General features: G+C 71.9%; 14 protein-coding genes. 5 read left to right on the top strand and 9 right to left on the bottom strand.

Going from position 1 to position 11587, the window contains the following annotated elements:
• Nucleotides 1–83: 83 nt before the first annotated feature.
• Genes ACZ7MX_RS02985 through ACZ7MX_RS02995 form a run of 3 tightly spaced genes read left to right on the top strand, consistent with a single transcriptional unit; the run spans nt 84 to nt 2335 of the window.
• Nucleotides 84–323, top strand: coding sequence for a hypothetical protein (locus tag ACZ7MX_RS02985; protein ID WP_472128719.1), 240 nt, complete (start codon nt 84–86; stop codon nt 321–323).
• The gene (locus ACZ7MX_RS02990; RefSeq protein WP_472128721.1) at nt 307–1734 is read left to right on the top strand and encodes an amidase; all 1428 of its coding nucleotides are present in this window, start codon (nt 307–309) and stop codon (nt 1732–1734) included. Before ACZ7MX_RS02985 ends, ACZ7MX_RS02990 begins: the two co-directional genes overlap by 17 nt.
• Nucleotides 1735–1762: 28 nt before the next feature.
• The gene (locus ACZ7MX_RS02995) at nt 1763–2335 is read left to right on the top strand and encodes a TetR/AcrR family transcriptional regulator (RefSeq protein WP_472128723.1); all 573 of its coding nucleotides are present in this window, start codon (nt 1763–1765) and stop codon (nt 2333–2335) included.
• 19 nt (nt 2336–2354) lie between these two features.
• Here the strand turns inward: ACZ7MX_RS02995 and ACZ7MX_RS03000 are convergent, their stop codons facing one another.
• Nucleotides 2355–2750 carry a tautomerase family protein gene (locus tag ACZ7MX_RS03000; RefSeq protein WP_472128724.1) on the bottom strand — a complete coding sequence of 132 codons (396 nt, stop codon included), beginning with the start codon at nt 2748–2750 and terminating at the stop codon, nt 2355–2357.
• 152 nt (nt 2751–2902) lie between these two features.
• Here ACZ7MX_RS03000 and ACZ7MX_RS03005 point away from each other — a divergent pair, with 152 nt between their 5' ends.
• On the top strand, nt 2903–3790 hold the full coding sequence (locus ACZ7MX_RS03005) for a LysR family transcriptional regulator (protein WP_472128726.1): 888 nt from the start codon (nt 2903–2905) through the stop codon (nt 3788–3790).
• A gap of 19 nt (nt 3791–3809) precedes the next feature.
• Here the strand turns inward: ACZ7MX_RS03005 and ACZ7MX_RS03010 are convergent, their stop codons facing one another.
• The 5 genes from ACZ7MX_RS03010 to ACZ7MX_RS03030 form a co-directional block, all read right to left on the bottom strand.
• Complete coding sequence (locus ACZ7MX_RS03010; RefSeq protein WP_472129287.1) at nt 3810–4967, bottom strand: winged helix DNA-binding domain-containing protein; 1158 nt, start codon at nt 4965–4967, stop codon at nt 3810–3812.
• A gap of 79 nt (nt 4968–5046) precedes the next feature.
• The gene (locus tag ACZ7MX_RS03015) at nt 5047–5940 is read right to left on the bottom strand and encodes a DUF2268 domain-containing putative Zn-dependent protease (RefSeq protein ID WP_472128728.1); all 894 of its coding nucleotides are present in this window, start codon (nt 5938–5940) and stop codon (nt 5047–5049) included.
• Nucleotides 5941–6100: 160 nt separating this feature from the next.
• Nucleotides 6101–6436, bottom strand: a complete 336-nt coding sequence (locus ACZ7MX_RS03020) for a hypothetical protein (protein WP_472128730.1) — start codon at nt 6434–6436, stop codon at nt 6101–6103.
• A 165-nt stretch (nt 6437–6601) separates the two neighbouring features.
• Entirely contained in the window at nt 6602–6751 is a 150-nt protein-coding gene (locus tag ACZ7MX_RS03025) for a hypothetical protein (RefSeq protein ID WP_472128732.1), read from the bottom strand.
• 137 nt (nt 6752–6888) lie between these two features.
• Nucleotides 6889–7596, bottom strand: a complete 708-nt coding sequence (locus tag ACZ7MX_RS03030; RefSeq protein ID WP_472128733.1) for an SDR family NAD(P)-dependent oxidoreductase — start codon at nt 7594–7596, stop codon at nt 6889–6891.
• Nucleotides 7597–7697: 101 nt separating this feature from the next.
• On the opposite strand from ACZ7MX_RS03030, the gene ACZ7MX_RS03035 reads away from it, so the two are divergent.
• Nucleotides 7698–8531 (top strand): helix-turn-helix transcriptional regulator, encoded by an 834-nt coding sequence (locus ACZ7MX_RS03035; RefSeq protein WP_472128734.1) that lies wholly within the window; start codon nt 7698–7700, stop codon nt 8529–8531.
• Between the two features lie 85 nt (nt 8532–8616).
• Here ACZ7MX_RS03035 and ACZ7MX_RS03040 read toward each other — a convergent pair whose 3' ends face one another.
• The 3 genes from ACZ7MX_RS03040 to ACZ7MX_RS03050 form a co-directional block, all read right to left on the bottom strand.
• Nucleotides 8617–9819, bottom strand: a complete 1203-nt coding sequence (locus tag ACZ7MX_RS03040; protein WP_472128736.1) for a CaiB/BaiF CoA transferase family protein — start codon at nt 9817–9819, stop codon at nt 8617–8619.
• Nucleotides 9820–9949: 130 nt separating this feature from the next.
• The gene (locus ACZ7MX_RS03045; RefSeq protein WP_472128738.1) at nt 9950–10786 is read right to left on the bottom strand and encodes an SMP-30/gluconolactonase/LRE family protein; all 837 of its coding nucleotides are present in this window, start codon (nt 10784–10786) and stop codon (nt 9950–9952) included.
• Complete coding sequence (locus tag ACZ7MX_RS03050) at nt 10783–11559, bottom strand: IclR family transcriptional regulator (RefSeq protein ID WP_472128740.1); 777 nt, start codon at nt 11557–11559, stop codon at nt 10783–10785. The genes ACZ7MX_RS03045 and ACZ7MX_RS03050 overlap by 4 nt, the downstream gene beginning before the upstream one ends.
• Nucleotides 11560–11587 lie beyond the last annotated feature (28 nt).

Here is an 11587-nt window from a genome sequence, read left to right on the forward strand (position 1 = left end):
CCCCTACGCACTCTCGCCCCTACGCACTCACACCCCCACCACACGCCGATACAGATGCACGATCCAGGAAGGAACGTTCCGCAATGACCACCGAAGATCTCTCCCCGCAGGAGGCGGCCCGTTGGGCCCTGCGGGCCGGCCTGCCCGTGGAACCCGGGCGGCTCGACGTGATCGCAGCCACGGCGAACCACATCCAGCATGTCCTGCGCCCGCTCCGCGAACTGGACCTGTCGGACGCGGCCCCGGCCATCGCACAGCCACCCCTCGGCCGCACCGCGGCGCTCACCCCAGGAGAGGAGCAGGCAGATGCGCTTGCCGTATGAACTGTCGCTCGCCGACGCGGCGCAGGCGATCGCCGCTCGCGAGCTCTCACCGGTGGAACTGACCGACTCGGTCCTGGCGCGCATCGCGGAGGTGGAGGAGGACCTCGGGGCCTACGTCACCGTTCGCGCGGACGACGCCCGGAAGGCCGCCGCGCAGGCAGAACGGGACATCGCGGCGGGCCGGCACCGCGGACCGCTGCACGGCATCCCGATGGGCCTGAAGGACCTCATCGACGTTGCCGGGCTGCCGACGACGGCCAGTTCCCGGGTACGCGCGCACCACACGGCCCTCAAGGACAGCGCCGTCGCGGCGCGCCTCCGCAGCGCCGGGGCGGTATTGCTGGGCAAGACGCACACCCATGAATTCGCCTACGGACTGACGACCCCTCAGACGCGGAACGCCTGGGCCGCCGACCGCGTGGCCGGCGGCTCCAGCGGCGGCTCGGCGGTGGCGGTCGCGGCAGGTGAGGCGACCTTCGCCCTGGGGACGGACACCGGCGGCTCGATCCGCGTCCCCTCCGCCCTGAACGGCGTCGTGGGACTCAAGCCCACCTACGGGCTCGTCCCCGTGGACGGCGTCACGCCGCTGTCCTGGTCCCTGGACCACGTCGGCCCGATCACCCGCACGGTGCGCGACGCGGAACTCGTACTCGCCGCCCTCACCGGTCACGACCCCACGGAGGAACCCTCCCGCGCGGACGGGAGTCTGGCCGGCCTGCGCGTCGCCGTCCCCCGCAACTACTACTTCGATCGCGTCGCACCCGAGGTGGCGGCGGCCGTCCGCCGGGCCATCGGGCAACTCGGTGCACTGGGCGCCGAGTTGACGGAGATCGACCTTCCGATGACCGAATACGTCCAGGCCACCCAGTGGGGCGTCATGGTGCCCGAGGCCACCGCCTCGCACGAACAGACCCTGCGCACCTCCCCGGAGCTGTACGGATCCGACGTCCGCGTGCTGCTGGAGGCGGGCGGGCTGGTACCGGCGACCGACTACCTGCGCGCCCAGCGGGCCCGTGCCCTGATGCAGCGGTCCTGGGCGCGGCTGTTCGAGGAGGCCGACCTCATCGCCGCGCCGACCGTGCCCTGCACGGCCGTCCACCGTGACCAGCAGGAGGTCAGCTGGCCGGCCACCGGGGGCGCCGAGAGCGTGTCCGACGCGTACGTGAGGCTTTCGGCGCCGGCGAACCTCACGGGCCTGCCGTCGCTCTCCCTGCCCGTCGGCCTGGACAGCGCGGGGCTGCCCATCGGCATGCAGCTCATCGGCCGGGCGTTCGGCGAGGCCACGCTGCTGCGCGCCGGACGCGCCTACGAGACGGCGCACCCGCCCGTCACCCTCTTCGGCCGGGCAGCCGGTCGGCAGACGCCCGCCTCCGCCCCCACCCCCGTTTCCCAGCCCACCCTCGCCCCCTGATGCAACGATTTTGCGTTAAGCTGGGGGCATGAGTCCCAAACCAGCTGCCCGGCCTGGAGGCCGTAGTGCCCGCGTCCAGCAGTCCGTGCACGCGGCGGTGCGCGAACTCCAGGCCGAGCAGGGGCGCGGCGACCTCACCATCCCCCAGATCGCCGCGCGGGCCGGCGTCACTCCGTCGACCCTCTACCGTCGCTGGGGAGACCTCCAGGAGCTGCTGTCGGACGTGGCGGTGGAACGGCTGCGGCCCGAGGCGCCTCCGGCCGACCACGGGAACCTCCGCGCGGACCTGGAGCACTGGGCCGCCGCGTTCCTGGAGGAGATGTCGTCCCCGGCGGGCCGTTCGTACATCCACGACACCCTGGCCGGCGATCCGGACGGCAGTAACTCCGGGCAGTGCTCGGCCTACGCCGTCGACCAGGTCGACACCCTCCTCACCCGGGCCGCGCAGCGCGGTGAGCACGTGCCGGACACCGACACCGTGATGGACCACGTCGTGGCGCCCCTGATGTACCGCATCCTCTTCCGCCCGGGCCTCCTCGACCCGCAGTATGCCCGCGACCTGGTCGCCACCGTCCTCTACCGGCTCATGCCGCTGCCCTGACCGGGCACCGAGGTGCCGGCTACGCCCCTGCCGGCCGGCGGTAGAAGTCGAATTGCGTGACCTTGTTGTAGCCGTAGCTCTCGGGGTGCAGTTCGTGCAGCGCGACGCCGGCCCGGGGCAGTGGGCCGAGGATCTCCGACAGCAGTTCGCCGGCCCGGGCGATGAAGTCCGCCTTCTCCGCGGCACTGTTGGTGCCCAGGGTGAGACTGCCCTCCACATGTGCGTCCCGGTGGCCACTCAGCGGCCTGCCGTCGACGAAATAGCTGCCGGCCGGAACCAGGTTGATCTGGACGATGGTGCGCGCGCTGGACTTGTTCAGGACCGACACCGCCAGCTGGGTCAGCCCCTCGGCGAGGGCGCGCTGGACGTCGGTCGGAAGGTCGGGGTCGGGAACGGTGACCCGGAAGTACGGCATGGCATGCCTCTCTGCTTCGTCTGGGCTCTGTGGCCAGGTGTTCTGCGCCTGGTGCCGGGCTCTTGCCGGCGCCGGCGTGGCACGTAGCCAGCGTTCCCGACCTGGCACGATAGATCCAACGCATAGCTGTCATACGCATATGAGGCCGACGCATGACCGTGAACCTTCCCCAACTACGGGCCTTTCTCGCCGTCGTGGACGCCGGCGGCTTCAGTGCGGCCGCCGCCGAGCTGGGCCTGAGCCAGTCGGCGGTGTCGCACGCCGTCGCCTCACTGGAACGCGAACTGGCCGCCCCGCTGCTGGTCCGGGCCACCCCCGCCCGTACCACCGCGCTCGGCGAACGGGTCCTGCCGCACGCCCGCCTCGCGGTGTCCGCGGCCCGGTCCGTGGAAGAGATCGCGGCCAGTGCCACCGAGGCCATGGCCGGTATCGTCCGGCTGGCCGCCACGCCCACGGTCTGCCAAGGGCTGGTCCCCCGCCTGCTCCGGCACTGGCGCGAGGATCAACCACGGATCACCGTCCGGGTCTTCGAGGGGGACAGCAGCGAGGTCACCACCTGGCTGGACGACGGAACGGCCGATGCCGCCGTCCTGATCGACCCGGAGCCCGGGCCCGGCATCCAGCTCGCCGTGGACGGTTACCGAGCCCTGTTGCCCCGGGACCACCCGCTGGCGGGCGAGCCGGCCGTGGACATCCGCGACCTGGAGGACGACCACTTCCTGATCTCACCCAACGGATGCGAGGCCCGCATCCGTACGATCCACCAACTGGCCGGGCTGCGCTTCGACCCGACTCACCGGGTACGGGACCTGGCGACCCTGATCAGCATGGTGCAGGCAGGCATCGGCGTGACGATCCTTTCCGAGGTCTCCCGCACCTTCGTCCCCCCGGACCTGGTCCTGCTGCCGCTGGCGCCCGAGACCTCGCGCCGCCTCGTGCTGACCGGCCCGCGGGCCCGCCCCTGGCACCCCGCGCTCCGCACCCTGGCGGAGTCGGCCGCCCACCACCTGGCCCACACCACGTCCCGGTCGAACGCCTAGGAGTTGCCTCCGGCCTCCCCTAACCCGGCAACACCCGTACCTCTGCCTCATCGGGCAGCGCGAGCTTGGCCCACCAGTGGTCGAACCGGCGATAGACCCCGGTGTCGCGATCGGCCAGCAGAGCCGTCAACGAGCGTGCCTCCGCGGCGAGCCCCTCCCATGCTGCGGGCGGGAGGGCATGGAACGCCGTCGCCTCTATGCCTCCGTCGACCGGGCGCCACACGCCGGCGACGTACCCGTCGACCAGCAGCGTGGGCAGCACGTCGCCGTTGGTGCGGATGACCAGCCGGCGGTAGGCCGGGGGTATCACGCGGCTGCGGTCCGCGTAGGCGAGCAGGACGCTGTCCCACATCGCCATCAGCCGGGGCGGGGCCGGCGTGTCCGCGGGCGGGCGCGGGGCGCCGGGGAGGTCGAACAGCGCGGTGCCATCGGCACCTTCGAGTCTCTCGACGGCGCCGCCGAGGGCGTCGAGGGCGGTGAGCACCTGGCGGATCGGCGTGCGCTGGACCGTGGCGAACTGCGCCACGTCCGCCACCGACGCCGGCCCGAACCCCGCCAGATAGCGCAGCACGAGGGTGGTCAGCGCTTCCGCCCTCGTCTCCCGTCCCGTGGGTACGGGGCCGGTGCGCGCCGCGACGTACGACGGCCGGGTGCCGAACGACCACGGTCCGCCCGTCGGGACGTGCAGCAGCGGTGCGTAGGCCCGCAGGCCCCACCACGCTCCCGCCTTCCGCTCCGCCCCGACCTGCTGCTCCACCCAGGTCTCCATCTCGGCGGCGGTGCGGGCCCGATCGGCGAACGTCAACGCCTCCGGGACCAGCGCTTCGCCGTCGGCGGGAGTGAGCCCCGTGGCGGCGAAGTGGTAGCCGAGCCGCGCGGCGTACAGCGTCGGCTGCATCGCCTCGCGGAAGAGCTGGTAGTCATCGGCGTGGACCGCGTGCAGGGTCATCCGCAGCAGGGTCGCCTTGACGGCCGTGCCCCGGGCGAACGCGTCATCCGCCTCCTCCGCCTTGAACCCGTCGATCCGGTTCCACAGCGCGAGATACGGCGAGGCCGCGTGCTGGGCCTGCAGCGCGACCACCCGGCGAATGACCTCCACGGCCTCCAACTGCTGCCGATCGAGCAGCAGTTGGCGGCTCAAAGTGGCCCGGTTGAGTTCGCGCGCGGTAACGGTGATCTTCACGGCCGGAATTGTGCCGTGCCCGGCCCCCGGCCGCCACCGCTCCCCTACTCCACGCCGCTATTCCGCCTCACGCTCACGCACTGGTCGCCACACCCGCATTGCGGAGTACCTCACGCGCCGGCAGGGCGACGCTTTGGGCGGCGGTCAGGCCGGAAGCCGCCCGGTGCGCCTCCACGATCCGCAGTCCGACCCCGTACCCGGCGAAGTCCGGCAGCCCCACGGTGGGTTGCCCCAACAGCCGCGCCGTGGCATCGCCCAGCACATATCCGGTCAGGTTCTGCATCCCGGCGACATCGATATCGGCAGTGATCTTCTCGTACGCGCGGTCCAGCCCGGCACCGCTCAGCGCCGTCGCCCACGGCCCCATGGCCTCCTCCCCGGCCAACTCCTTCACGAACGCCTCGGCCAGCCCCTCGGCGACGACGTGCTCCCCGACCGTGACGTCCGCCGGGTTCCAGACCACGTTGGCGTAGCGCACGTTGTGGTGGAGCTCGTGTGCGGCGGCGTGGCCGATCTTCTGCAGGCTCGTCTCGGTGGGCCACATCACCAACTGGATCGCCCCCGGTATCCCTCCCAGCCCGAAGTAGCCGCCACTCCGCACCGTCAGGTGTTCATCATCGGGATTTCCCAGCACCAGGAAGACATGCACGGTCTCGGCGTGCTTGATCCCTGGCACCGCCCCGCTGATCTCCTGCCACGCCGCCGTGAGCGACTCCTCGATCCGCTCCCACACCCTCGCGTCCTGCATCTGCCGCACGGCGGGCAGATACCGCGCGTCCTCCCGATCGAGCCGGAACCCACTGCCCATCTGGCTGTGCATCTGCACCACATCCACGTCCCCCATGACGGAAGCCAGCACTTCCTGCAGCGGAGCCAGCATCTCCCCCAGCGCCTCGGGCCGCTCCTCCAGCGGCCGCTGCAGGAGGTCGATCATGGCGGACGCGGTGTCGTGAACAAGAATCTTCATGTCTCGGACCGTAGAGCCTCCGGTTACCGGAGGGTCAAGCGTCGTGGAGTTGGCGTTGAGTTGGCGGATGAGCGTGTGCAGGAGCCGGTTTACGCAGCCGTCAGGGTTTTGCAGGCATGCCACGCACGTGCCACGGAGTCCTCGACAGCGGCCCCTGCGGTCACATCCTGCGGTCGTGGCAGGTGTAGGAGCCGTCCGGACTGTGGGCCAGGGACTCGTGGCCCCAGCACGTGAGCATCGGGGCGAGGGTGTAGGCGCGATAGCCGGCCGCGGCGAGCAGGAGGGCGCAGGCCAGGCTGACTGTGGCGGTGGGCAGCGCTGTGCGGGAGAGGCGCAGGGCGGTCGCCGCCGCCCCGAGCAGCGCTGCCAGCCCGAGGATCAGGATCACCAGCACGAGGCCGCTGCGGTTGTCCTTGATCCCCGGGAAGGCGTCGGGTGAGTCGATCTCGGTGGTGGCCGCGAAGCTCACCAGGATCAGCAGGGTGCTGAGCACCATCAGCCCCACGGTCAGACAGCCTCCGGCGCATCTGCCGGACGTCTTCGCGGTTCGTGGGGTTCCTGCTGGCGAGTGGCGCATCATCCGGTCATCGAACCCGAGAGCGCGGACCGGCGGCAACGCGGCCCGTGCCCCCGGTCGAGCGGGCCGGAGGGCGGCCGGCCGTCAGAGCGGTCCCTGCAGGCCGCCGCCTCCCGTCGGGGACGAAGGACGGTAGTGGTAGAGCAGGCCCGCGTGCTGGTTGGGCCGGGCGGCCCGGTGGGAGTCGGGGTGGTCGAGCCGGGGCCGGCGCCCGTGGAGCACGAACTGCGCCACACGAGAGGTTAAGCGGCTGAGACTCTCCGCTGTCATCGATCCTCCAAGGGAAGAAGTCAGTGGTACGGCCACGTCAACCTTACGGAAGGAGGATCAAGTACGCGGTGGAGTACGGGAGATGGCGTGTCGGACCTCACTCACCAAGGCAGTGTGCCCGCCGCGTCGAAGTAGCCGCCGGTGAGGCCGTCGGGCGTCACCTGGGCCATGCGCACGATGATCTCGGCGCCCTGTTCCACGCTCTGGGTGCCGGTGTTGCCGTTCAGGTCGGTCTTGGTGAAGCCGGGCTCGACCGCGTTGATCCGCATGTCCGGGAACGCCTTCGCGAACTGGATGGTGATCATGTTGACCGCGGCTTTCGACGTCGGGTAGGCGACGCCCGGGTAGGCGTACGCAGGGCTGCTCGGGTCGCTGACCCGGGTCAGCGAGGCCAGGCCGCTGCTGACGTTGACGATGACCGGGGCCGGTGAGCGGCGCAGCAGCGGGAGCAACGCGTGGGTGACGCGCACCGTGCCGAAGACGTTCGTGTCGAAGGTCTGCCGCATCACGTCGGCGGTGATCTCCGCGGCGCCGGGCACGTTGTTGTCGGCGTCCCGGGTCTCGATGCCCGCGTTGTTGATCAGTACGTCCAGCCCTCCCTGGGCCTTCAGGGTCCGGGCCGCGGCCGCCACGGACGCGTCGTCGGTGACGTCGAGCTGGACGGTCCGCGCGCCCAGCCGTTCGGCGGCCCGGCGGCCGCGGGCGGCGTCCCGGCTGCCGACGTAGACGGTGTGACCTGCGGCGATGAGGCGGCGGGCGGTCTCGAAGCCGAGGCCCTTGTTCGCTCCGGTGATGAGTGTGGTCGTCATGACTCCAGGCTGCGGCGGCGGGCCGCGAGCAGCCAGGCGTCCCGTCTTCCTGGGACTGTCAGTACCAGGACGATCCGGGTGGCGCGGTGCACAGTGGGGGCATGGCGAGTACGGAGTTCGGGCGGACGGTGCGGCGCTGGCGCGACCGTGCCTCCCCGGAGGCGGCGGGGCTCCCCGGAGGTGGCCACCGGCGCGCGGCCGGGCTGCGCCGTGAGGAGCTGGCGATGCTGGCCGGGATCTCGGTCGACTACGTCACCCGTCTGGAACAGGGCCGGGCGACCCACCCCTCGGAACAGGTCGTCGAGGCTCTGGGACGGGCCCTGCGGTTGTCCGGAGCCGAGCGCGACCACCTGTTCCACGTCGCCGGTCTGGTGCCGCCGGGGCAGGGCACGGTGCCCGCGTACATCACGCCGAGCGTGCACCGGATGCTGGACAGGCTGACCGGGACGCCGGTCGCGGTGTCCGACGCGTCGTGGACGCTGCTGCTGGCCAACCCGCTGTACACGGCGCTGATGGGCGAGCGGCAGGGCCGGGAGCGCAACGGCGCCTGGCGCGCGTTCCTCGGGTCGGGCGGTCGGATCCGCCACACCGCGCAGTCCCGGCGCGCGCTGGAGACCGCTGTGGTCGCCGACCTGCGGGCGGCCGTGCGCCGGTATCCGGCGGACCGGCGGCTACGGCGGCTGGTCGCGGAGCTCCGCGCGAAGAGTGACCGGTTCGCCGAGTTGTGGGACTCGGGGGCCGTCGGCCGGCATGAGGCGTCGCGCAAGACCATCGACCACCCGGAAGTGGGCACCATGACGCTGGATTGCGACGTGCTGAGCGTCGCCGGCAGCGACCTGCGCATCATGGTCTACACGGCCGAGCCCGGCACCGAGGACGCCGAACGGCTGGAACTCCTCGGCGTTCTGGGCACCCAGACGATGGTCGGGGAGTGACGAGGGTGGGGTGGTGACGGCCGCGGATTCCCGCCGGTGGCTCGGCGGGGTGTCCTCGGGCTTCACACCTGCGCCGACCGGGGGGTCAGATGACGCCGTCGGTCCGCAGGGCGGCGATGTCGGTCGTGCGGTACCCCAGTTCCGTCAGGACGCGCTCGGTGTGCTCGCCGGCGGCGGGTACGGCGTCCATGCGGGGGGCGGTGCCGGTCAGGTCCGCCGGGGGCAGTAGCGCGGGCACCACGGCTCCCCCGGGGATGCGTATGTCACGCCAGCGGTTCCGGGCGCTGAGCACGGGGTGGGCCAGGAATTCCTGGACGTCGTTGACGCCGGCGTTGGCGATGCCCGCCTCGTCCAGCAGCTTCATCACCTCGCCGCTGTCCAGCTCGCCGAACCGCTCGGCCACGATCGCGTTCAGCTCGTCGCGGTGGGCCACACGGTCGGAGCCGGTGACGAAGCGCGGATCGTCGACGAGTCCGGGCCGACGCAGGAACTGCTCGCACAGGGCGGCCCATTCCCGCTCGTTCTGGATCGAGAAGAGTACGTCTTTGCCGTCCGCCGCGGTGTAGGCACCGTACGGGGCGATGGTGGCGTGCTGGGTACCGATGCGCGGGGGTTGGGTGCCGCCGTGACGCGTGTAGTACGCGGGCTGCCCCATCCACTCGGCCAGCGCCTCGAACAGGGAGACCTCCACGGCGCGGGCGACGCCGGTGGTGGCCCGGGTGAAGAGGGCGGTGAGGATGCCCGAGTACGCGTACATGCCGGCGGCGATGTCGGCGATCGAGACCCCCACCCGCGCGGATTCCTCGGCGGTGCCCGTCAGGGAGACCAGCCCCGTCTGGCACTGCACCAGCAGGTCGTACGCCTTGCGGCCGGCCCACGGCCCGCTGGTGCCGTAGCCGGAGACGGAGCAGCGGATGAGGGACGGGAAGCGCTCGGCGAGGGCATCCGCCCCCAGGCCCATCCTGGCGGCCGCGCCGGGGGCCAGGTTCTGTACGAACACATCGGCACCGCTCAGGAGTTGTTCCAGGACCTGCCGGCCCCGGTCCGACTTCAGGTCGAGCGTCACGGACTCCTTGGACCGGTTGAGCCACACGAAGTAGCTGGACTCGCCGTGCACCGTGGTGTCGTAGCGCCGGGCGAAGTCGCCCCCGCCCGGGCGTTCCACCTTGATGACGCGCGCGCCGAGATCGGCCAGCTGGCGGGTGGCGTAGGGCGCCGCCACCGCCTGCTCGACGCTGACGACGGTGATGCCGGCCAGCGGCAGCCCGCCTTCGGGGAGCTCGGTCATGGGGTGTGGCCTCCAGGGGGTAGGAATGCGGCGGGGGTCTGCCGGGGCTGCGGAGTGAGCTCAAGGCATCGGCGCGGCCGGTGGGCGGGGTCGCGACGCCTCGTCCGAAAGGGGCTTCCCGGCGGCCGGTTCAGCCTCTGAACGGCACCCCCGGTATGCCCTGGCCCGCTTCCGGGAGCACCAGGACGGAGCCCGCCAGGGGGTGGGCGGAGCCGGATCCGGCCGTGGTGATGAACAGGTCGCGTAGCGACGGGCCGCCGAAGCAGCAGGCGGTGGGGCGGGGGACGGGGAGCGGGAGGGTGCGGTCCAGGTGGCCGTGGGGGGTGTAGCGGCGGATCTGGCCGCCGTCCCAGAGGGCGACCCAGAGGCAGCCGTCGGCGTCGACGGTCAGACCGTCGGGGTAGCCGGCGTCGGGCTCGATGACCACCAACGGGCGGCGTTCTGCGGGGAGTTGGCCGTTCATACGGCAGACGTCGATACGGCGGGTCGGGGAGTCGATGTAGTAGAGGCGGGTGCCGTCCGGGCTCCAGGCGAGGCCGTTGCTGACGGTGACGGACGGGAAGATCACCTGCGTCTCACCGTCGGGGGCGATGCGGGTGAGCGTGCCGCCGCCCGCGGCCTCGTCGTAGCGCATGGTGCCCGCCCACAGCGAACCGTCGGGCGCGACGACGGCGTCGTTGCCGCGGCGGCCGGGGACGGGGTCGCGGACGAGCCAGGAGAACTGCCCGTCGGCGTCGTAGCGGGCGATACCGTCCCGCAGGTTGACCACCAGGCCGCCGGCCGCGCGCGGTTCGGCCGCGCCGACGTGCTGTTCGGTGGCCATCACGGTGCGCCGTCCGGTGGCCGGGTGGTAGGTGTGGATGCGGGAGCCGAGGATGTCCACCCAGATCAGGCGGTCCGTCGCCGGGTCCCAGGTGGGGCCCTCACCGAGCGTGGCCGAAGCGCGGACCGCGACCTCGGCCCTCATCGGTGGCCACCGCGATGGCCCAGGCGTACGGACAGGTCGCTCGCGCCCTTGGCGGCCAGTTCCGCGAGCTCGGCCTCGCGTTCCTCGCTCCAGCGGATCACGGGTACGGAGATGGACAGCGCGGCGACGACCCGGCCCGTGCCGTCCCGTACGGGTGCGGCCACGCAGTTCACGTCCGGGTTGGACTCGCGGTGCTCGATGGCGATGCCACGCTCGCGGACAACGGCGAGCGCGGAGCGGAGTGCCTCGGGGTCGGTGATGCTGTGGTGCGTCATCGCGTCGAGTTCGCCGGCTTCCTCGATGCGGAGCTCCAGTTCGTCGGCAGGCAGGGCGGCGAGCAGCATCTTGCCGACCGCGGTGCAATGGGCGGGGAGCCGGCGGCCGGCGGCCGAGACCATGCGCACGGCGTGGATCGAGTCGACCTTGGCGATGTAGATGACGTCGAGGTCCTCCAGGATCGCGACGTGCACGGTCTCGTCGCAGGTCTCGGCCACCTCGCGGGCCACCTGCTGGCCTTCGGCGGCGAGGTCGAGCTGTTCCGCGTAGCGGCTGCCGAGCTGGTAGGTGCGGACGCCGAGCCGGTAGGAGCCGGGCCGGCCGGGAGCGGGCACCAGGTACGAGCGGGCGGCGAGGGTGGTGACCAGCTCGTGCACGGTGGTGCGCGGCAGCCGCAGCTTGCGGGTGATGTCGGGCGCGGAGAGGGTTCCGTCGCCTTCCAGGAACAGCTCAAGGATGTCGAGCGCCCTGGTCACCGCGGGGACCAGCCGTCCCATGTGCCTCACCACCCGTTTCGTTCGAGGA

The sequence above is a fragment of the Streptomyces sp. NPDC107765 genome (assembly GCF_055657085.1).